A 21,001-nucleotide genomic window follows, 5' to 3' on the forward strand; every position below is an offset into this window, starting at 1 on the left:
CGTGTCCGCACGTACTGCACCAGGAGGAGTCGATGAGTACCGCCGACCGCAAGCTGACCTCGATTGAGATCTGCGCGGGCGCCGGCGGCCAGGCTGTCGGCCTTCACCAGGCTGGCTTCCGGCACCTTGCGCTGGTCGAGATCGACACGCACGCCGTGGCGACGCTGAAGCACAACATCGAGACTCAGCCAGCGTGGCGCTGGGAGAAGCAGCACTGCCTGGTGCGCGAGGTGGACGTGAAGAAGTTCCACCCGCTGGACGAGGTGCGTGACCCGGAGTCGCGTCGTAGAGGCAGCGGCCAGAAATCCGACATGCTGCGCCAGGGCCAACTCGATCTCCTTGCCGGCGGTGTGCCATGCCCTCCGTTCTCAGCCGCGGGAAAGCAACTTGGGCGTGACGACGAGCGGGATCTGTTTCCCACGATCCTCGATCTGGTTGAAGAGCTGAAGCCGCGCGCAGTCATGATTGAAAACGTACGCGGACTGGTCGAACCGGAATTTAAATTCCGCTACTACCGCAATCACATCAAAAACCGCCTGCGCAAAGCTGGGTACGTGGTCTGTGGCTGGCGGGTTCTCCAAGCCCAGGATTTTGGTGTCCCACAGCTGCGTCCGCGCGCCATCCTGGTTGCGATCCGAGCCGATGAGTACCGCGGCTTCGCATGGCCTGAGCCGCAAAAGAAGCTGAAGACGGTAGCGGAAGCGCTGCGGGAGTCCATGGAGCGGCGGCTTGGCAAGGACTCGCCTCGCTTCAACAAGTGGCATGACCAGGCGAAGTTGGGCACAGTCGCTCCCACGCTCGTCGGAGGATCCAAGAAGCATGGTGGTGCGGACCTCGGCCCTACGCGAGCGAAGAAGGCATGGGCCGCCCTGGGGGTAGACGCCATGGGTGTGGCCAATGCCGAAGAAGACATGGTTGATCCGGGACGTGATCTTGGCGACCTGGAGCGCGGACCCAAGCTCACGGTGAAGCAGGCCGCCATCATTCAGGGGTTCCCAGAACAATGGGAATTCGTCGGGGGCGGGAAGACTGCGCGCTATCGGCAGGTGGGAAATGCGTTCCCGCCACCAGTGGCTGCTGCGGTAGGCAAAAGCATCAATGAAGCACTGCTGCGCACTGGGCCTCTGCTGGACGACCCGCATCCAGAATTTGAGCCCGAGGAAGACCCGTCACTGGTAGCGCCTGAGCTTCCGCTCCAGCAGGGACTTCCGACGATCGAGGACGACGCGGAGGATAGTGCGCGAGCACTCCTCGGGTGACTCGTGCTCCCAGAAGCGCAGCACCATCCAGCCTTCCTCGGCCAGGCGCTGATCAGTATCACGGTCGCGGGCCATGTTGCCCGCGACCTTGCCTGACCAGTAGTCGGGGTTCGTCTTCGGCGGAACGTAGTGCTTAGGGCAGCCGTGCCAGTAGCAGCCGTCGACGAAGACGGCGACCTTTGTAGGACGGAAAACCAGGTCGGCTGTCCTGCGGAGGCCAGGCAGCGGCCTGGCGGCGACCCTGTAGCGAAGGCCACTGGCGTGGACGAGGCGGCGGATCAGCTGCTCCGGCTTGGTGTCCCGGCTGCGGATCGCCTGCATGTTCCGACGGCGTGCCGCCGAGGCGGCCCACGACCCTTCTGGCCGCTCCCAGTCGCCAGCCCCTGTCCCTCGCATACAGTCCAGTGTGCCTGGCGTAGCACTTGCGGACGCCACGGCCTACCTCGGGCGAGTACCGACACGCGGCAGTGACGCAAGGAACTCCTCGCGGATCGGGGCGATGATCAATGGCGGCACGACAGAAACATCTCCTCCTGCGCACATATTCTGCCCGGCCTGGTCCGGCGTCGACGCTCGGTCAACGAGCGGCGTTCTCGGCGGCCGACTTCTTCTTGCTGCCCCCCGGACGGGGCGGGAGACCGCAGCAGGGGGGCAGCGAGAACGAGAGCGGCGGCATCGATGCCCGAGCCGATGCGGAAGGCAAGCTGGTAACCACCCGTAAGTCCCGAGGCGGTGCTTGCCCCATCGCCCAGCAGGTCCAGACGAGGGCTGCTGCCGTCCCAGATCAGATTGCCGGGCGACGCAACGCGTCAGTGCGAGGAGCATGTTCGGAGATCTGCGCGGCAACCGTAGAGCGGATGATACGCCTCAGATAGCGGGCAGCTCCTTGAGCTTACGAAGGTCGGAGAGAGCGAGATTCCCCCGCCTCACGTGACCGAGCGGGGGTGCTTTCCTCGATCACCGGTCTCTATTTCCCCATGTGTGTATCGACGATGGGGGAACCATTTTGCGAGGAATCGATTGCTTTGAACCGAATGAACGGTACGTGCGGGGTAGTTGGGTCTGACGCAGGGATGAAGGATGCGGTGAGCACGACGTTGGCTGGGTCGACTCGACCATGGCTGGCAAGCCCTGTCGACATACTCGGTGCCGCGCCCGCAATGGCGTACAGCAGGACCACACCGCGTCGGCGCTGGTGGAATTGCGTGGCGAAGGGGTCATCGTCGGTGAGTGGCAGAAGCCCGGCGATGCGCTCAGCGGACTGTCGGTGGGCTAGTCCGGAGATGCGGTTGAAGACGCCGTGCGCGTTGCGCCTTCGCTGTACGAGCGTGAGTGGCTGAGAGTTGAGGATGGTGGCGGCCACACTGGTCGGTCCGGAGGTCTGCGGAGCGACCACCACCCAGTCGTCGGTGGCGCAGCCGGCATCGCTGGCGTCGGCGAGGTACCGGAGGTGAGGGTTGAGGAGGTCGCGGCGCGCCCAGGTGAGGGTGGTGAGCGTCTCCAGGAGCTGCGAGTGGCTGACGACGGCAGTCTTAGCGGGATAGCGGATGTAGCTGCCGCGATCGTCGTCGCTGAGGTGGACGAAGACCGCCGGGTCGGGGTCCAGCATTTCCAGGATGGGTAGCCAGGTCTCGGTGTTGTGCCGCAGGTCCGCGGCCTCTGTCGGATAAGCCGTAGGCTCCACCCACACCCCCGGCGACCGGATCTCCACCAGCTCCGCGTTGTACATCTTGTTCCGTGCCGCAGGCCGCAGCCAAGGCAGGTGCTGCGAGACCAGCGGCGGGACCTGGGCCGGGATCAACTGCGGTTTGCCGTCGACGAGTTCCGCGTAGCGAGCGAGCTGGCCGCGGAACTCCTCCTCGTCGCGGCAGATCGCCTCGAAGGCCTCGTACAGGTCGGCCGACTGGCCGCGGCCGTACGTCTCGGCGCGGCCGATGTAGAGGCGGACCAGGTCGCGGTAGCCGGGGCGGAAGCCGAACCAGCGGCCCATTTGCATGAGGGTGTCGGCCTGTTGGGTGGTGCGGCGGTAGTACGTGATGGTCAGGCCCTCGACCGTGAAGCCGCGGGAGAGTTTCGTGCCGCCGACTAGGATCTTCCAGACGTGCGGGGTGCGGTCGAAGTCCAGGTCGAGCTGTTCGAAGTACTTGTCGGAGTCGCCGTTGACGACGATGACCGGCCGGCCGCCCCTGCCGATCAGTTGGCGGGCGTAACTGATGTACGGGGTGAGTTCATCGAAGGACGACGGGGTGGGCAGGCCGTCCGCGCGGGCCGCGCTCACCGGCGCGAAGTCGTCCGCGAAAAGCTCCGCCAGCCGGTTGCGTCCGGCGAGCGAGGCGTAACCGGCCTCATGCCACATGGTGTTGATGCGCAGGGCGAGTTCCGCGTGGTCGTTGATCCGGACCGACTCGTGGACCAGCATCGTGTGGTGGCGGAAGGGCTCCTCGGGGGTTCCGTGGTCCGCGCGGTAGAGCTTGAGGGCGCCGGACAGGACGAAGGCGTCCATGGCCTCCTGGAGGCGGTCGTCCTCGTCGTCGTGGATGCCGCGTACGTGGGCCAGCTCCTGGGAGTTCGCGTACGTACGCTCGCCGGCCTCCAGCGGTGAGTCGAGGTCGTGGAAGTCCTGGACACCCATGTAGCCCGCCGGGCGGGGGAGCGAGATGAGGAAGTCGGTCGGGAAGATGTCCTGCGCGTCGCTGGGGTCGATGAAGACATTGGCGAAGGGAGTGGCGGTGTAGCCGACGTACTGGGCGCGCGGGAGGAGGGTGAGGAGCTGGGAGATCAGTGCGTTGATGGCTGTGCGTTCGGTGCGGCCCTGCTCCCAGCGCTTGGGGTTGGAGGTGTTCACCGAGGCCTGGTCGGACTCGTCGTCGATGATCAGGACGGGGAGCTCGCCGAGCAGGCCGTGGATCTGCTTCAGGTCCTTGACCAGCTTGGTGAGGACCGACTTGTTCTTCTTCACGACCATCACCCGGGCCGCCGCGTGGTGCAGATTGCGCGGATCGTTGAGCGGGAGGGCCGGCTCGCGCTTCTCGAACTCCAGGGCGCGGATGCCCTGGGCGAGGCTCTTGTAGTCGTTGTCGCGGGTCGTCAGCCGCTCGATGTCGAAGGCGCCGAGCGTGGAGGGGCGGCCGCCGTGGCGTACGAAGTGGGGCCAGTCGGCGTCCTCGTCGACGTAGTCCACGCCGACCAGGGAGTCGGGGTCGGCGGGGTCCGCGCCGCGCAGGATGTTCTCCTGCCCGATCAGCTCCATGTCCAGGCGGCGCTGGGTCTGCGCGCGCAGCAGGTTGAGCGTGCCGCCGAGGACGATGACCAGGCGGTAGCCGGCGTCGATGGCCTTGGCGGCGACCCCGGTGAAGTTGGCGGTCTTGCCGGACTGTACGTAGCCGACGACCAGGCCCTTCGCCTGGCGGACGGTCGGCTGTTCCGGGTCGGTGAGGCGCTCGACGACGGACCGGCTCGCCTCGTCCAGGCTCGCGATGGCCGCGTCCGGCCAGCCCTTGGCGCGCAGCTTGCGCTCGTACGCCGTCCAGTAGAAGGAGCGCGCGGCCCTCCGCTCCGGGGTGTACCAAGGGGTGAACTCGCGGGCGATGACGGTCGCGCCCGGCACCCGGCTCACCGGGACGGCCGCGTCGAGTGCTTTGCGCACGTCCGGGCCGAGGCGCAGCCGGTCGTACACCGTCGTCCGCCGCTCGTCGGTACGGGGCGGGGCCTCCGGCGCCCACGGCGGGGCGTCGGCGAAGTCCCAGGCGGTGAGGGTGCGGCTCCAGAGGGCGGTGAGCCGTTCGTCGCCGCCGGCTATGTGCGCCCGGAACGTCTCCTCGGTGAGGTCGGCGTCGGGGTGGTCCTCGTCGGCGGCGAGCGCGGCCCACTTGGCGAAGTGGCGCGGGCTGTCCTGCATGCCGGTCAGCGCGGAGTTGTGGATCTTCAGCAGGATGTCGTCGTTCACGGGAGTGTTCACGGGAGCGTCCTCGGGGAGCGGGCGGGCCGGGGCACGGACGGGGCAGGGCAGCGGAGGGTCACGGCGTGAAGCGGGCGCGGCGCTCGCGCTGGGCTCGTACCGACGCCAGCAGGATCGTGTTCCAGTAGTCGATACGGTCCGCGCGGGCCTTCTCCCAGCGCCCCAGGCCGAAGCAGTCCTCGAGGAGGAGATAGAGGAGTGTTTTGGTGACCGGCGCGTCGTTGGCGCCGCCGCGCCGCCCGTCGTTGAAGTCGTCCCGGTACTCGCTGTTGAGCAGGATGACGTTGTTCTCGCGGTCGAGGTCGAAGAAGCGGTCCTCCCGGAACGAGGTCCAGGTGAAGGCGATGGGCTCCTCGCCCGGCTTCTCCGGCAGTTCCTCCTTGACGGTCCGCCTGATCCTCGGATCCAGCCCCTTACCGGGAGCGGTCACCGGTTTGCGTACGATCTCTGTCCGCTTCGCGCCGTCGCGGTAGGCGGCCTCCGCGTCGGCCAGGTAGGTCTGGAACGGCTTCCCGGACGCGTCGACGGCCTTGTCCACGCCCAGCGTGAAGGCCGGTGTGACGGTGACGTCCTCCTTCTTGACGTCCAGGCTGAACACGCCGTTCGGGGTGGCGGGGAGATCCACCGCTATCCGCGCCAGGTTGAGATGGCCCTCGGCGCTGCGCAGGTCGTTCCAGCCACCTGCCTGGACCAGGCGGTCGTTGCGGTAGAAGTAGAAGCCCTGCCGTTCGTTGAGCGCGCCGATCTGGCGGAAGCCGGCGTGCTTGGACTTCGCCGACCAGATGTGGGCGGTCAGGCGGACGTCTCCGGCGCCCTCCACGGGGGCGGTGAAGACGCGGGGGTAACCGGCCTTGCCCGGCACCGTGTAGCCGAAGGGGTCCAGGGGTTCGACCGAGATGTGGTCGACCTCCTCGCCGAGTCCGGCCGGGTGCGTACCGGGGTGCGTTCCCGCGTCCGTATGAACGTCTGCACCGCCGTCTGCACCGCCGTCTGCACCGACGTCCCAGACGGCGATGTCCAGCTTCAGGCCGCGGGCCAGAAAACGGTGGAGGTAGAGGCCGAGGTGGGTCTCCAGGCGGGTGATCGCTTTCGACAGGTACTGCTCGCTCTGGCCGCGCGCGACCGTTTCGAAGGCGCGCACCCGGTCCCAGCGGACCACCGTGCCGTGCCACTCGATGATGCCGTCGTAACGGTCCACGAGGTCCTGTGCGTAGGCCGGTTCGACGGTGTCGCACCGGAAACCGTCCGCGACGCCTTCCGCGGTGAGCCGGCGGCCGGCTGCCCTGCTGCGCCGGGTGCGGCTGACGACGGTGAGGGACTGGGCGTGCGAGAGGGAGGCGGACTTGAGGCCGGTGCCGTACATGCCGAGTGCGCCTTCGCCGTACTCGCGCAGCCGCCCGACCGTCATCGCCGCGTTCAGGCCGGCGTCGTCCATGCCTGCGCCGTTGTCGACGATGAGGAGGGTGAGGATGCGGTCGGCGTCCCGCAGGAAGTGGACGACGATTTCGTCGGCGCCCGCGTCGATCGAGTTGTCGATGAGGTCGGCGACCGCCGCCTCGAAGCCGTAGCCCTGGTTGGTGAGCGCCTTGCCGTATCCGGCGTCGGGGGGCAGGTGGGTGCTGCCGCTGGTGGGTACGTCGTACTGCCAACCGGCACCGGGCTCATAGGGCATGTGGTTCCTCGCGCACACAGAGACTGGGCCTGCGTGGGGGAGGAGTGCGCCAGTCGGATCAGTCTTTACTGCTCGTGAAGATACTGCAATGAAGACGTGAAGGGTGCATTGTCCTTCTATTCTCGCGAAGTCGGCGGGGGTGCCGACGCTCCCTCAGCCGTCTCCGGTGTCGTAGTCACGTGGCGGGAAAAAGGGGTTGAAGGGATGAAGATCAGTTTGGTAGCTTCCAGTTGACCGTGACACCGTCCGAGGAGGTGAGACCCATGAACGCTGTAGCTCTGTGGGTTCTCCCCCTTGCCGTCACGGCCGGGCGACTGACGTAGGTGTCGCCGGGAGGGCCTCGACAACGTGGCACTCTTGAAAGGCAACACCTATGTTCTCTCTGCAGTTCACCGCCGAGTCGTCGTCGCACGGCATGCTGGAACGCGACTTCACTGTGGGCGATGTCCCCGGCGTTCTCTGGTCGCCTGCTTCCGTTTCCGATCGTGCGCCGCTGGTCCTGCTGGGTCATGGCGGCGGCAACCACAAGAAGCACCCGGCGATGTCCGGCCGGGCGCAGCGCCTGGTGACGGGCGGCGGCTTCCATGTCGCCGTCATCGACGCGCCCGGGCACGGCGACCGGCCGCGCACCGAGCACGACGAAGCGGAGATCGCCGAGCTGTTCCGGGCGCGGGCGGCCGGCGAGCCGGAAGGCCCGATCGTCGTCCGCTACAACGACCACTTGGCGGGACTCGCCGTGCCCGAGTATCAGGCGACCCTGGACGCCCTTCAGGAACTTCCGGAGATCGGCGCCGACGGCCCGGTCGGCTACTGGGGCATCAACATGGGCACCGCGATCGGCGTGCCGTTCGTGGCAGCCGAACCCCGGATCACGGCCGCGGTCTTCGGCCAGCACTGGCCCGACGTCCTGGCGGAGAAGGCGAAGCACATCACCATCCCGATCGAGTTCGATCTGCAGTGGGATGACGAGCACATCTCGCGCGAGGAGGGTCTCGCGCTGTTCGACGCCTTCGCCTCGAAGGAGAAGTCGTTGCACGTGAACTCGGGCGCGCACAAGGAGCTGCCCCGGTTCGAGGCCGACAGCGCGGTCCGGTTCTTCGCCCGGCACCTCGGCGGAGCGGTCACCGCGTCAGCCTGACATCCGCGGTCGCGGCGCCCGGCTCGCCGGCCGGGCGCCGCGACCGCGGCGGTTCACACGCGAGGAGTAGGCCTTGCCGGCGGCGACTTCGATGACGGCAACGCAGGAAGAGCAGCCGATCGCATCGTCCGTGAAGCTCGCCCCCGAGCCCTGGTGAGCTGACTGCGCGCCGCGTCAGAGAATGTCGAGGTCCAGGTCCAGCAGGTTGTGTTCGCCGTCGCGGTCATGGTGGCCGCCCCAGTTCGGGTGGGTGGCCGCCGCCTTGTGGGTGGGAACTTCCGCCGCCTGAGCGGCAGTGATGAGCGGCAATGCCACGGCAAGGGTGAGCACGGCCGTGGCAGCGCTACGGCGAAGCATGATCTTCATGGGGATCTCCTTGATCCGTCGGGGATGAGATCGACGCTAATCAGCCGTGCCGCCCCTGTCGTTCCGAGAGATGTGCACCTACTGCAAACGGACGCAGCGGCCGCCGCCCGTGCCGCATGGGTGACGGGCGTCATCGAGCCGGAGGCGGAATGTGTTGCCAGAACCCACTACTGCGCGGAGGTCCCTGTGCGGTCCGCGATGTGGGGTGGGGCGGCTATGCCGGAGGTGAGCAGGGGGTCCGGTTCGGGGGTGCCCCAGGAGGTGTGGAGGGGGAGGGTGCCGGCCCATACGTTCAGCGCGGCGTCGGGGCTTTCGCCGTCGTCCGGGGGGCCGGTGCGTATCTTCACCGAGGCGTCGTCGAGGGAGAGGGCGAGCAGGGCGGTGGCGGCCAACTCCTTGCGGCTGGGGCGGCGGGCGTAGTCCCACTGGCCCGGCGTGGCCTGCTCGGTGAGGCAGCGCAGGCCCTCGGCCTTCTCGTCCGGAGCGGTGACGGGGCGAGGGGTGCCGAAGACCATGGCGCTGCGGTAGTTGACACCGTGCTCGAAGACCGAGCGGGCCAGTACCAGTCCGTCGACGTGTGTGACGGTGACGCACACGGTTGCTGCCGGGGACGAGACCAGGCTGCGACTGGCGACGGAACCGTGGAAGTAGAGCGTGGTGCCGTCCGATCCGTAGACCGTGGGCACGACCATCGTGGTGCCGTCCACGGTCACTCCGAGGTGGCAGATGAAGCCCGCGGCCAGGATGGCATCGAGGTCGGCGCGTTCGAGGCTGCCCTGTTCGCGGAGTCGGCGGTGGCGCGTGCGCTGGGTCTGCGGCAGGGGCCGGTCGGGGGCGGATGGGGCCATGGCCGTCCTTCTGCCGGGTGGTCCGGGGAATCCTTACTACCGGCAGAGCATACAGATTTCGTCTGTAGATGCCTAGGTGTTCAACTGATTTAGTTGATCAATGTAGCTTCGGCAACGGATTCAGTGCTTCGTGGGCTGGGCGGGATGCCGTCCCCTCGGCGTGCCCGATCAGTGACGCGGCCGTCGGCGAGCCAGTACCGCGGCGATCACCAGCAGCAGTGCGCCACCTGCCGCGTACCGGACGACCGAGGAGCGGGTCCTGGTGGGCTCGTGCGGGGAGCGGGGGACGGGCTCGGCCGAGGCGGGGGCCGGCAACCGGCGAGGGCTTTCCGCGTCGCGTACGGACTGCGCGGCGCTTCGGGGCCGTGGGGCGGGCGTGAACTGTCGTACGACGGCCGGGTCCTCGACGACGACGGGCGAGTCGCTGTCCTTGAGGTGCGAGCGGGGGACGAAGGCGGCAGCTTCCAGCAACTCACCGGCGGCCGTGGTGAGGCCGGTCCCGGTTGAGCTCCATGGCCTGTACCAGCACCGCTCGCCCGAGATCCGGACGTATTCGGGGGCGTGCCAGGTGGACGCGTTGTTCATGACGGCCGGGGCGTCGACCGTGGTCCGTCGCCTCGTCGGCGTCAGAAGGGTGCCGGAGGCCGGTGGGGTGATGCCCGTCAGCTCGGCAGCGTCCGGTCCCGTACCGGGCCCCGTACCCGTCGGAGGCAGGCCGGCGGAGCCGACTTCGTTCGGCGTGACGGGCGACCGCGAACCGGGGATGAGGTGGTGCTGACCGGGTGTCGGCCGACCGTTGCCGTCGGGCGGGCGCACCGAGTCGCCGTGCCCCGACTCCTCGCTCCTGCTCGGAGCCGGGATGATGCCGGCCGGGTACCACCCGTTGTCGCTGCTGCCTGCCCCGATGAGCAGCGCGGTCGGGTGGTAGCCCACGGGTGTGAACGCGCTGGGTGTGTGCAGCGCGACGTGGTAGCCCTGCCCGGCGGGTGCGCCGCCGCCGGCCATCGCCCTGTCGCGCTCGGTGGGAGCGGCGGTGGGGCACATGGCACAGGCGGTCACGGAGAGAAGACTGGTGCGACTCATGACCGGCACGTTAAGCACACGATCTACAGCTCACCGGGGTATCGGGCGCGGTCGGGCCCGAACGCCCTCCGCACGGGTGCACGGGGCTGCGCCGGATGGCGGCTGTCGGTTTACCCGTTCTTCGACGCGACCCGGCCGTGGTTGTCGTTGTTGTGGTCGAGAGCGGTCAGGACGCTGCGGTGGCTGACCCAGCCGATCAGGTGGGTGCGGTCTTCGTCGAGCACGGGCAGGGCCTGGCTGTCGGCGCCGGCGAGAGCCTGGAGGGCTTGGTCGAGCGCGGTGCCGGGGGTGAGGGCGTGGGGGAGGTGGGCGACTTTGCCGACGGGGGTGGCGGTGTGGGCGTCGTCGGCGAGGGTTTCGGCGACGGTCCGGGCGGTGGCGATACCTCGGTAGGCGCCGTCGGCGGCGAGGACGGGCAGGGTGCCGTACGGGGAGCGGGCCAGGGCAGGGGCGGCCTGAGCGAGCGGGGTGTCATCGGCCAGCGGGGTGGGGGTGGGCTCCATGGCATGGCGGACCGTCAGCGCGGCGGCCGGGGTGCCCGGGGTGGGGACGTCGATGTCGACGCCGCGGCGACGCAGTTTGGCGGTGTAGATGGTCTCTCCGGTGAGCAGGCGGCTGACGCCGGTGGCGAGAACGATGGCGGCCATGAGGGGCAGGATGATCGTGTACTCGCCGGTGAGTTCGAAGAGGATGATCACGGCGGTGATCGGGGCGCGGGCGGAGCCGGCGAAGACCGCGCCCATGCCGATCAGACCGTAGGCGCCGGCGGGGCCGGCCAGGTGGGGCAGGAGGTGGTGGGCGGTCTGGCCGAAGGCGGAGCCGAGCATGGCGCCGATGAACAGGCTGGGGGCGAACACGCCGCCGGAGCCCCCGATGCCGATGGTGAGGGAGGTGGCGATGATCTTGCCCGCCAGCAGCCCGAGCAGCAGCAGCAGCGCGTAGTGGCCGGTCAGGGAGTTGTGCAGGACCGGGTAGCCGACCCCGTACATCTGGGGCAGCACCAGCAGCAGGCCGCCGAGCAGCAGGCCGCCGACCGCTGGGCGGGCCCACTCCGGGCCGCGCCAGACCGCGTCACAGGCATCTTCGATGCGGTACAGGACCTTGCTGAAGGCGACGCCGACCACCCCGGCGATCAGGCCGAGCAGGGCGAACAGCGCGTACTGGGTGAGGTGCTCGACGTGGAAGGGCGGCAGGTGGAGGAAGGGGGCATTGCCGAAGGCGGCCCGGCCGATGACGCTGGCGGTGACCGAGGCGAGGACGACCATGCCGAAGGATTCGGCGGTGAAGTCGCGCAGGACCAGTTCCATGGCGAAGAAGACTCCGGCCAGCGGCGCGTTGAAGGTGGCCGCGATGCCGCCGGCCGCGCCGCAGGCCACCAGGACGCGCATGCGGTCCTCGGCGACCTTGACCCACGAGCCCAGGGTGGAGCCGAGGGCGGAGCCGATCTGCACGATCGGCCCTTCCCGGCCGACCGAGCCGCCGCCGCCGATGCACAGCGCGGAGGCGAGCGCCTTGACGGCGGCGACCTGCGGGGGGATGCGCCCGCCGCGGCGGGCGACGGCGTACATGACCTCCGGTACGCCGTGCCCGCGGGCCTCCTTGGCGAACCGGTAGACCAGCGGGCCGTATACCAGCCCGGCCAGCACCGGTGCGGCGAGCACGAAGTAGCGGCCCAGCAAGGGCAGATGCGGGTTGGCGGCGTGACCGGCGGCCGAGTAGTCGGCGTGCCCGGAGAGCAGCAGGGTGAAGGTCTTGATCAGCCAGCGGAAGACCACCGCCCCGCCCCCGGCCCCCGCGCCGACCAGCAGGGACAGCGCCAGCAGGCCCCCTTTGGACTCGCGCAGCGCGCTCCAGGCCCAGGGCAGGCCGCGCTGCGTCGCCAGCGGCCGGACCGGTACAGCGCTCTCGGTCGCGGGGGCGGGTATGGCAGACGTGACTGCATCACTCATACCATGCATTATGCAAAGTTTGCCGGGTGCATGGAACACCGGGGGTGGCCTCGCCGTTCGTTCGGCCACCTGGATCGGGTAGAACTGCACTCATGTCCGAAGCGAAACCCGCCCCGGCTCCCGCCGACGCCACCGAGATGGTCGCCGCGGTCGTCACCGCTTCCCGTGTGCTGGTCGCCGTCTCCGCGCGCTCGCTGGCGGCGGTGGAGGAGACCCTCACCGTGCCGCAGTTCCGGATGCTGGTGGTGCTCGATGCCGGCGGTCCGGTCAACCTCTCCCGGCTCGCCGAGCATCTGGCGGTCAACCCCTCCACCGCCATGCGCATGGCAGACCGGCTCATTGCCGCCGGCACGATGGAGCGCACCAGCGACCCGGCCGACCGCCGCGCGGCCAAGCTGGCCCTCACACCGGCCGGGCAGCGCGTGGTCCACCAGGTGACCCAGCGCCGCCACCAGGAGATCACCCGGATCGTTCGGGCCATGCCCGTCGAGCGGCGCGGCGCCATGGTCGAAGCGCTGCAGGCCTTCGCCGACGCCGCGGGAGAACCGCAGATCGACCCGGACGCATACGGCGGCCTGCTGCTCCCGGGCTGGAGCTGACGTACCGGCCGTTGCCGTTGCCGTTCACCAGCGAGCCGGCCATGGTGCTCAGCTGTCAGGAGATTTCGCACCAGACGGTCTTGCCGCTGCCTTGGGGCTCAACTCCCCAGGCCGAGGCCAGCTCTTCGAGGAGCATGAGGCCGCGGCCGGAGGTCGACAGGGCGGGAGCGGCCCGGCGCTGCGGGGAAGCGGATGAGGTGTCGGTGACGGCGAGGCGCAGGACGCGGCGGCCGTCGCTGACGGGTCTGGCCGTCAGCGTGGCGCGGCCCTCGGTGTGCAGCAGGGCGTTGGTGGCGAGCTCGCTGGCCAGGAGCTCCGCGGTGTCGCTGAGCGGGACGAGCGACCAGCGGCGCAGCGCCGCGCGCAGGGCGAGCCGCGCGGCGTGGAGGGAGCCGGGGTCGTTGCGGCTGAAAGTGGCCTGGAACTGCGGCGCCCCGGCGTGCTTTCCCCGCTTTCCCAGCGCACGCCGCACGATCAGGAGGGCCACATCGTCCTCCCCGCCCGTGTAGGTGTCCATGGTGTGCAGGAGGTGGTCCGCCAGGGCATCGGGGCGCCGGGGCGCTCTCCGGAGCGCGTCGAGGAGCTGGGCGCGCCCCCGGTCGATGTCCTCGTGGCGTGCCTCGATCAGTCCGTCGGTGCAGAGCAGCAGGGTGGAGCCCGGTTCCAGGACGGTTTGCACGGCGGGATACGCGAGCTGGGCGTCCGGGGCTGCGAGACCGAGCGGCAGCCCGCCCGGGGAGTCGAGCCAGACGCTGCTGCCGTCCTGGCGGCGCAGTACCGGCTCCAGGTGCCCGGCGCGCACGATGGTGGTCAGTCCGGTACGGGGGTCGAGCAGGGCGAGGAGGCAGGTCGCGAAGCGGTCGGTGTCCAGCTCCGCGAGGAAGGCGGAGGCGCGAGCCAGCACGGTCGTGGGGGAGTGCCCCTCGGCGGCGTACGCGCGAAGGGCGATGCGGAGCTGCCCCATGACGGCGGCGGCTGTCACGTCGTGGCCCTGGACGTCGCCGACGACTGCCGCGATGCGGCCGTCGGGCAGGGTGAGGGCGTCATACCAGTCGCCGCCGATGCCGCCCTGGGCTCTGGCCGGCCGGTAGCGGGTCGCCAGGGCGAGACCGGGGACGTGCGGCAGGCGCCCGGGGAGCATGGCCGACTGGAGGCCGGTGGCGAGCTCGTGCTCCTGGTCGTAGAGCAGCGCCCGTTGCAGCGACTGGGCGATGACCTTGCCCAGCGCGGTCAGCACCGTCCGCTCGTCGTGCGTGAAGCGCCCCTTGCCCTCATAGGTGAGCCCCAGAGCACCGATGGGGGTGCGGTGGGCGATCAGGGGGAGATAGACGGCGGCGGTGGCCTCGGAGAACATCTTCAGATACGGCCGCATGCTCGGATATCGCGCCACGAACTCCGAGCGGCTGGTGATGAAGACGGCCCGGCCGGTCCTGACCGCGTCGGTGAGCGGCAGGGGCTGGCTGAGGCGGGACAGATGGAAGTCGCGGACCAGCTCCTCGGAGAGGCCGTTCGAGCCGGCCAGTTGCATGCGGCCGTTGTCGACCAGGCCCAGCACGATGCTGGCGGCCTCGAGCTGTGCGAGCAGCAGCGTGGAGGTGAGCGCCTCCGACACGTCCTCCACCGTGACGGTGGGCGCGAGCGCATCGCTGACGTGGCCGACGATGTCGGCCTGGCGGCGGCGGTCGTGCCTGACCCGGCGCAGCTGTTCGGTCTGGTCGATGGCGCGCAGCTCCTGGCTGGCGTCCCGGATGATTCCGATGACCCTGACCGGGTGTCCCTGTGCATCGCAGACGACGTGGCCCTGGGTGTGCGTCCAGCGCAGCCACCCGTTATGGTGCCGCACCCGGAAGTAGAGGCTGAAGCTCGTACGGTCCCGCAGCGCTTGATCGACTTGCGCCTGGATGGCCGGCACCTCGCCCGGCAGCATCCGCTCGCCGAGGGTGCTCAGGCGGCCGTCGAACTCCCCGGGCCGGAAGCCCATCACGGCCATGCCGGCCTGGTCGTACTGCATGGTGCCGCTGGTCAGGTCCCAGGTGAAGCTGCCCATGCCGTTGGCAGCCAGGGCCACGTGCGCGGCGGCCCGGGGCTCGGCCCTCGGGCCGGTCCCGCCGGTGTGTTCGCCGAAGCGATCCATCGACTGCCTCCTGGCTCGCACGGATTCGTCGCGTCGCGTTCGGCGACAGCCGGGATTGCCGCGTCAGGCGTGGCCACACCCACCATTCTGCGGGGCGCCGGCCGCCTGCGCCCGTCATGTGGGTTCGCGGCCTGCGCGGCGACGGGCAGCCGGCGTGATCAGACCGGCCCCATCCGGTTCCGGTTCAGTGGCCGTGGGCCTTCACCATGGCGTCGACCGCCTTGATGACGACGTCAGGACGATCGGCCGGAATGTCGTGGGAGCTGCCCTTCGCGATCACGAGTTTCCGGTTGGCGGAAGCCTTCGCATGCACCGCTTCTCCCCGGTCCGCTACAACACCGACGCCGAACTCCTCGACCTCGACCCGCGCCTCATCCCGCGGGGACAGCCCGGGCCCTCGCCGTGACGTGCGGCCTTCACCCGACTCGGGCCGACAGCCGCTTACGTCATCCCGCGGACGGCACCGCATCGACTCCGGTGAGTTCGGCTGACAGCTCCCACAACCGTGCGGCCCGCTCGGGGTCAGCGGCCCAGGCGCTCACCCCACTGCCCAGGACCGTGTCCTTCGCTGCCGGCTCGGCGATGTCGCAGTCCTCGCAGTACACGCCACCCGCGCCCTCCAACTGGGCTGATGTCGCGGCCCATACCTGGGTGGCGGCGCCCTGTTCGGGCGTCTTCCAGCCGCTGTTCGTCGGGCTGTCACCGATCGCCGTTGACAGCTCTGCCAGCTCCTCCTCGGACATATGGCGGCCCAGCTGTGTGCGGATGGTGCCCGGGTGCAGTGAGAACGCCCGCACCCCGGCGCCACGGCCCAGCGTGTCCAGATGCAGGGCGAAGAGGGCGTTGGCCGTCTTCGCCTGCCCATAGGCCTGCCATTTGTCATAGCCGTGCTCGAAGTGCACGTCGTCCCAGCGGATGTCCGAGAGCTGGTGTCCGTTGGAGGACACCGACACCACGCGGGCACCGCCTCGCACGATGGCCGGCCACAGCCGGTTCACCAGCGCGTAGTGACCGAGGTGGTTGGTGGCGAACTGGGCCTCCCAGCCCGGGCCGACACGCCTTTCCGGGCTAGCCATGATCCCGGCATTGTTGATCACCATGTCGATGTCCCGGCCCGAGGCGAGGAACAGCTCGGCGAAGGACCGCACGCTGTCCGGATCCGTCAGATCCAGTTCCGCCACCTCCACGCCGTCGATCCCGCTCACCGCCTCCTGAGCTGCGGTGCGGCGCCGGGCCGGGACGACCACGCGCGCCCCAGCGCCGACCAGGGCCCGTGTCGTCTCCAGGCCGAGCCCCGAATAGCCGCCGGTCACGATCGCGAGCTTGCCGGACAGGTCGACGCCTCGCAGAACGTCGCTCGTGGTGCTGTGGGCTCCGAACCCCGTGTTGATCTTGTGCTGCTGAGTGGTCATGCAGGAAACGTACGAATTGGAGCGCACTCCAAGTCAACCGGTCGTCCTCACGGTGCCGTACGCGCCGAGGTGGCTCGTCCGGTGGCTCACGGCGCACAGCGGGTGGATATCGGCCATGGGCCGTCGGCGTCAGTAAGGCTCAGGCCGGGCCGTCGAGGCCGAACACCGTCCCGAACGGATCGACGAGTTGGCAGATGTGCCGGTCTGCGTCGATGTCGAGTGGGCCACGGTGGTGTGTGCAGCCCGCTGCGAGGAGCCGCTCACGGGTGGCCGTCACACTGGACACGGACCAGTAGACCACCGGACTGCCACCTCGGGGATTGCGCTGATCGTCGGCAGGATGGAAGCCCAGTTCCACCCCATTGACGTCAACCCAGGCGAAGACCGCCGTACCGTCCGATTCGATGCGGGCTTCGCCGCCCAGGGCATCGGCCCACCAGCGGGCGGATGTAGGTGGATCATCGCTGAACACCATGACGGCGCGCACGCCTTGGAAGTCGCTGAGCACAGCAAGATCATAGGAGAACGGGCTCGCGAAGGAGCGAGGGGAGCGTTACGGCTGGTGGACGCGGGTCAGCAGGGTCATCAGCTGCTGACGTTCGGCCGCGCTGAGCGGGGACAGCAGCTCGGCGTTGGCCTGTTCGGCCAGTTCCGCGCAGCGCTTCAGGGTGCGTACGCCGGTTGGTGTCACCGTGACCGCGTTCTTGCGGCGGTCCCGGGGGTCGGGTTCCCGTACGACCAGCCCGCTCCTTTCCAGGTGGTTGAGCAGGAGGACCACGTCCTTGGCGTCGATGCCCAGCCGGCGCACCAAGTCGGCCTGGGCGACCGGGCCGTATTCGGAGACCGCCGCGAGCACCGCGTGCTGCGGCAGCTTCAGTCCCTCCTCGGCGATCGCCTCGGCGACCAGGTTCCGGCCGCGCGCCGCCACCCGGCCGGCCAGCCAGCTCGGCAGGGACTGGATGTGCTCCAGGGCGTGCAGCCGTTCCGTACGCGTCATGGCAGCAGGCTATCCCGAAATCATTGGACTTCCCAATGACTTCTCCCTATGCTGGTCGTTCGTTGGGAGTCCCAATGAATAACCGTTTGCTGTCTGCCGCACCCGGAGGTGCCCATGCGTCGTGTCCGCTACCAGGTCAACGGCGGCCCCGAAGTCCTCTTCACCGAGGATGCCCCGGCCCCCGAACCCGGCCCGGGTGAGCTGCTCGTCCGCACCGAGGCGGTCGGCGTCACGCTGCCCGTCGTGCGGAAGGTGCGTGCCGGGACCGAGCCCGTCCCGCTCAGCGGGGAAGTGGCCGGCACCGTCACCGCGGTCGGTGCAGGCGTCACCGGGTTCGCCGTGGGCGACCGCGTCACCGGCCTCTGTTTCTCCCATGCCTACGCCGAACTGGCCGTCCTGCACACCGGGATGGCGTCCCGCATCCCCGACCGGGCCACCGCCGTGGACGCCGTGGCCCTGGTCCGCAGCGGTCTGGTGGCGCGCGGGGCGTACGAGGCCGGCCGGCCCGGCTCCGGCGACGCCGTCCTGGTCACCGCGGCGGCCAGTGCGGTCGGCACCCTGGCCCTGCAGTACGCGAAAGCGGGCGGTGCCTCCCGGGTGGTCGCCGCCGTCGGCAGCGCGGACAAGGCGGATTTCGTCCGGGCGCTGGGCGCCGACGAGGTCGTGCGCTACGACGACGAGTCCTGGGGCGATCCGGTCGACATCGTGCTGGACGGGGTCGGCGGCGAACTCCTCGGTCCAGCGGTGCGCGCCCTGGCCCCCGGCGGCCGGCTGGTCGCCTTCAGCTCGGGCGGCGGCACCATCGACGCGTACGAACTGCTCGTCCGCGGCGCCTCGGCCATCGGCTTCCAGGTGGCCGCCATCGCCCGGGGCAAGCCCGAGCTGTACGCGCGCTGGCGCGACGAACTCTGGGAACTGCACCGGAGCGGCACGCTGCGCACGTGCGTGCACGCCGAAATCCCGCTCGCCGAGGCAGCCGGGGCCCACGCGATCATCGAGTCCCGCCGCAACCTCGGCAAGGTCGTCCTGGTCAACCGCGACTGACCGGGGCCGGCCGCTACGCCCCGTGGCACCCCCGGTAGGCGACCGTCGACCCGCACCAGCACGGGGCGTTGCGGGAAGGCGGCCAGGAGACCGCGCGGCCGCGGGCGGCCAGCGTGGTGGCGTACTGGGGGAGGAGGTCGGCGTCGGAGGGGGAGGTGCGCTCGGAGGCGGCGAAGGCTTCGTAGGACGGGACGCTGCCCGACACGATGCCGAGGTTCGTGGTGCCGCCCGCCGACAGCTCGCGCAGGGCGGACTCTATGTCGGTCAGGTGCGCCTTGTGCGAGGAGTACTCGGACTCCAGCGCCGGATACCCGGCGAGGAGCTCGGTGAGTTCGGCGGCCGGCCAGTGCAGCACGGCCACCGGGAAGGGGCGGGACAGAGCCGCCCGGTAAGTGCCCAACTCCGACTGGAGACGGGCGATTTCGGCCCGGAGGACGGCGGGGTCGTTGGAGCCGAGAGCCCAGAGGCGTTTCGGGTCGTGGAGTTCGTCGAGGCTGATGTCGCCGGCGTGCAGGGTGTCGGCGAGGGCGTCCCACTCGTCGTGCGGGTTGCCCTTGAGGCGGCTGACCCGGTGCCGGCCGGTGAGCAGCGCCCGGGCGGCGTAGGGCACCTCTTCGGACGGGTCGACCAGCAGGGTCAGCGCTGTGGTGAAGGTCTCATGGGCCGCGTCCAGTTCGTCGTGGGCCTCCAGGGTCTCCGCGACGATGGCCCAGGCGGCCGGGTCCCCGGGAGACGAGGTGCGGACGCCGTTGATGATGGCGCGGGCCTCCGCCTCGTGCCCGTACTCCCAGAGGTTCGCCGCCTGCAGGGCTTTGACCAGCGGGAGGTTCACGCCGGGGACGGTCAGCAGCTGGTCGTAGAGGGAGGTGGCTCCGGCGCGGTCGTCGGCCAGCTCCAGGTGGGCGGCGGCCTGCAGCAGCAGCGGTTCCTGGTCCTCGGGATACTGCGCGGCGGTACGCAGCAGGCGCTCGGCTTCGGCGGTGTGGGCGGCAGGGGTGTCGGGGCGCATGGACCACACCGTACTGCGGTGGACTGGTGTGCGGTCAGGGTGCGTGCGGAGCGGGGCGGCGGGAAGCCCGGCTGCCGGCAGGTGGTGCGTACGGCCGCGCTGAGCGGTGCCGCACGCACGGACCCGTTCAGGCGAGCGGGCTCAGGGTCCCGGTGCGGCGCGAGCTCCGGGTCGCGGGGTCTCCGTGCCACTGGACGCGATCGCGGTCGAGTCCCACTCCGCCGCCGGTGATGCTGTTGTGCGCCTGACAGGCGGCGACGGCATGCGCGATGAAGGTGTGGAGCTCAGCGGGGCTGACGGGGGTGCCGGCGGGCCTGCTGGTGAGGCCGGCGATCAGCGTGTTCAGCTGTTCCAGCTCTTCGGAGCGGGGCGTGATGGCCCCCTCACGGTCGTAATTGGGGTCGATGCCGGCACCCGGGTCGTCCGTCCTGTTTCCCGGCTCGGGGCCGACGGCGTAGTTGGCCGGGAGGTTCTTCAGGGCATCCGACACGGCCTGCAGACTGCTCGAGCCGGTGGTGAAGGCCGTCGGGGCGTGTGGCTTCAGGGCCTTCACGACATCGCCCCGCTGTGTCGCGGTGAGCATCGCCGCGAACTCTGCGAGCTTCGATTTGGGTGCGATGTGGTGCAGCGTGTGGACGAGGGGGTCACCGGGGTGCTGCTGCTTGAGGGCCTTGAGCGCACCCTTCGTCTGCTTGTTCTTCCAATCGCCGGCCCGCTGCACCGCGGGGGCGTCCTGCTGATGGCCGCAGCCCGCGCCGTGCTGGTGGCGGTCCTGCTCGATCAGGCGGCTCACCGCCGCATTGCCGATGCTGCGCTGCAGGGCGCGCAGCGACAGCGGCGACCGGCCGCCCCGTCCCGCGGTCACGTCCGTGGTCACGTCCGCAGGACGGACAGCGGTGGCGCGGGACGCCCGGGCGCGGGTCTGGTCGGCGTCGGATGTCTTGTCGGGGTCATGCGCGCGCATGGGAGCGGACCTTCCTGGAAGCGGGCTTCGGCCGGGAGCCAATCCTCATGGGTACCTCGGCCGGACACCGCCGGGGAAGGTACCCGGGGGCAGCCTTCGTTGCCCGTACCGCGCGGCCGGCGGTGGGGCCGGCGACACGACCCGGTCCTGACGACTCGTGTATAACGGCTGGAGGTACGCAACAGCTTCGCGAGAGGAGGAAGACCATGGCCGGACGCCTGATGCGCCTGTCCCGCCCGGCAGCCGCGCTGCTGTTCTTCCTCGTCGCCGAGGTGCTGCTCGTCGAGGGCAGCCTGCTGTCCTCCGCCGTCGCGCTCGCCGCGACGGCCGCGGTCGGCTCCGCGCTGGCCGCCTGCGCGCTGGTCGTCTCGCGCCAGGTGCCCGCCGTACCGCGGACCAGGATCCGTACCGCGATCCGGGACCGTGAGCGGCGCACGGCCTTCCTGCCGCAGCGCGATCCCGACGCCTCGGGCCGGCCCAGGCCCCGAGCACCCGGTCGTCCCGTCCTGACGACCGCGTAGGGCGCGCACGCTTCGCTCGTCCTTCCGCCCTCGCGGTTCGTCACCGCC

Annotated in this window: 19 protein-coding genes; 5 read left to right on the forward strand and 14 right to left on the reverse strand. The window is 69.9% G+C overall.

Going from position 1 to position 21,001, the window contains the following annotated elements; all coding sequences use genetic code 11:
• Positions 1-32: 32 nt before the first annotated feature.
• Positions 33-1,259, forward strand: coding sequence for a DNA (cytosine-5-)-methyltransferase (dcm, locus tag AB0436_RS14380; protein ID WP_366468149.1), 1,227 nt, complete (start codon positions 33-35; stop codon positions 1,257-1,259).
• Here the strand turns inward: dcm and AB0436_RS14385 are convergent.
• From AB0436_RS14385 to AB0436_RS14395, 3 genes are all read right to left on the reverse strand, one after another.
• Positions 1,170-1,655: a very short patch repair endonuclease gene (locus AB0436_RS14385; RefSeq protein WP_366468150.1), complete on the reverse strand. Its 486-nt coding sequence runs from the start codon at positions 1,653-1,655 to the stop codon at positions 1,170-1,172. The two genes, dcm and AB0436_RS14385, sit on opposite strands and share 90 nt — an antisense overlap.
• Positions 1,656-2,226: 571 nt before the next feature.
• The gene (locus AB0436_RS14390) at positions 2,227-5,157 is read right to left on the reverse strand and encodes a Z1 domain-containing protein (protein ID WP_366468320.1); all 2,931 of its coding nucleotides are present in this window, start codon (positions 5,155-5,157) and stop codon (positions 2,227-2,229) included.
• 118 nt (positions 5,158-5,275) lie between these two features.
• Positions 5,276-6,889, reverse strand: coding sequence for an ATP-binding protein (locus AB0436_RS14395; RefSeq protein ID WP_366468151.1), 1,614 nt, complete (start codon positions 6,887-6,889; stop codon positions 5,276-5,278).
• Between the two features lie 373 nt (positions 6,890-7,262).
• Between AB0436_RS14395 and AB0436_RS14400 the strand changes: the two genes are divergently transcribed.
• A complete protein-coding gene (locus AB0436_RS14400; RefSeq protein ID WP_366468152.1) occupies positions 7,263-8,027 on the forward strand; it encodes an alpha/beta hydrolase in 765 nt (254 codons plus the stop codon).
• Between the two features lie 174 nt (positions 8,028-8,201).
• Here AB0436_RS14400 and AB0436_RS14405 read toward each other — a convergent pair whose 3' ends face one another.
• The 4 genes from AB0436_RS14405 to AB0436_RS14420 all read right to left on the reverse strand — a co-directional run bounded on the left by AB0436_RS14405 (position 8,202) and on the right by AB0436_RS14420 (position 12,144).
• Positions 8,202-8,393: a hypothetical protein gene (locus AB0436_RS14405; protein WP_366468153.1), complete on the reverse strand. Its 192-nt coding sequence runs from the start codon at positions 8,391-8,393 to the stop codon at positions 8,202-8,204.
• Positions 8,394-8,560: 167 nt separating this feature from the next.
• Positions 8,561-9,241, reverse strand: a complete 681-nt coding sequence (locus AB0436_RS14410) for a pyridoxamine 5'-phosphate oxidase family protein (RefSeq protein ID WP_366468154.1) — start codon at positions 9,239-9,241, stop codon at positions 8,561-8,563.
• A gap of 168 nt (positions 9,242-9,409) precedes the next feature.
• Positions 9,410-10,324, reverse strand: a complete 915-nt coding sequence (locus tag AB0436_RS14415; protein ID WP_366468155.1) for a hypothetical protein — start codon at positions 10,322-10,324, stop codon at positions 9,410-9,412.
• A 110-nt stretch (positions 10,325-10,434) separates the two neighbouring features.
• A complete protein-coding gene (locus AB0436_RS14420; protein WP_366468321.1) occupies positions 10,435-12,144 on the reverse strand; it encodes a chloride channel protein in 1,710 nt (569 codons plus the stop codon).
• A gap of 221 nt (positions 12,145-12,365) precedes the next feature.
• Here AB0436_RS14420 and AB0436_RS14425 point away from each other — a divergent pair, with 221 nt between their 5' ends.
• A complete protein-coding gene (locus AB0436_RS14425) occupies positions 12,366-12,872 on the forward strand; it encodes a MarR family transcriptional regulator (RefSeq protein ID WP_366468156.1) in 507 nt (168 codons plus the stop codon).
• Positions 12,873-12,927: 55 nt separating this feature from the next.
• Here AB0436_RS14425 and AB0436_RS14430 read toward each other — a convergent pair whose 3' ends face one another.
• The 5 genes from AB0436_RS14430 to AB0436_RS14450 all read right to left on the reverse strand — a co-directional run bounded on the left by AB0436_RS14430 (position 12,928) and on the right by AB0436_RS14450 (position 17,415).
• Positions 12,928-15,006 carry a SpoIIE family protein phosphatase gene (locus AB0436_RS14430; RefSeq protein ID WP_366468157.1) on the reverse strand — a complete coding sequence of 693 codons (2,079 nt, stop codon included), beginning with the start codon at positions 15,004-15,006 and terminating at the stop codon, positions 12,928-12,930.
• A 184-nt stretch (positions 15,007-15,190) separates the two neighbouring features.
• Positions 15,191-15,319, reverse strand: coding sequence for a hypothetical protein (locus AB0436_RS14435; RefSeq protein WP_366468158.1), 129 nt, complete (start codon positions 15,317-15,319; stop codon positions 15,191-15,193).
• 133 nt (positions 15,320-15,452) lie between these two features.
• Complete coding sequence (locus AB0436_RS14440; protein WP_366468159.1) at positions 15,453-16,418, reverse strand: SDR family NAD(P)-dependent oxidoreductase; 966 nt, start codon at positions 16,416-16,418, stop codon at positions 15,453-15,455.
• A gap of 139 nt (positions 16,419-16,557) precedes the next feature.
• Positions 16,558-16,926 carry a VOC family protein gene (locus tag AB0436_RS14445; protein ID WP_366468160.1) on the reverse strand — a complete coding sequence of 123 codons (369 nt, stop codon included), beginning with the start codon at positions 16,924-16,926 and terminating at the stop codon, positions 16,558-16,560.
• A gap of 45 nt (positions 16,927-16,971) precedes the next feature.
• Positions 16,972-17,415 carry a MarR family transcriptional regulator gene (locus tag AB0436_RS14450; protein ID WP_366468161.1) on the reverse strand — a complete coding sequence of 148 codons (444 nt, stop codon included), beginning with the start codon at positions 17,413-17,415 and terminating at the stop codon, positions 16,972-16,974.
• Between the two features lie 114 nt (positions 17,416-17,529).
• Here AB0436_RS14450 and AB0436_RS14455 point away from each other — a divergent pair, with 114 nt between their 5' ends.
• On the forward strand, positions 17,530-18,459 hold the full coding sequence (locus tag AB0436_RS14455) for a zinc-binding dehydrogenase (protein ID WP_366468162.1): 930 nt from the start codon (positions 17,530-17,532) through the stop codon (positions 18,457-18,459).
• Positions 18,460-18,472: 13 nt separating this feature from the next.
• Here AB0436_RS14455 and AB0436_RS14460 read toward each other — a convergent pair whose 3' ends face one another.
• Positions 18,473-19,468, reverse strand: coding sequence for an SEC-C domain-containing protein (locus tag AB0436_RS14460; RefSeq protein WP_366468163.1), 996 nt, complete (start codon positions 19,466-19,468; stop codon positions 18,473-18,475).
• 127 nt (positions 19,469-19,595) lie between these two features.
• Positions 19,596-20,432, reverse strand: a complete 837-nt coding sequence (locus tag AB0436_RS14465) for a hypothetical protein (protein WP_366468164.1) — start codon at positions 20,430-20,432, stop codon at positions 19,596-19,598.
• A gap of 206 nt (positions 20,433-20,638) precedes the next feature.
• Here AB0436_RS14465 and AB0436_RS14470 point away from each other — a divergent pair, with 206 nt between their 5' ends.
• A complete protein-coding gene (locus AB0436_RS14470) occupies positions 20,639-20,953 on the forward strand; it encodes a DUF6412 domain-containing protein (protein WP_366468165.1) in 315 nt (104 codons plus the stop codon).
• Positions 20,954-21,001: the final 48 nt, after the last annotated feature.

This window comes from Streptomyces sp. NPDC051322, from assembly GCF_040689485.1.
Lineage (GTDB): Bacteria > Actinomycetota > Actinomycetes > Streptomycetales > Streptomycetaceae > Streptomyces.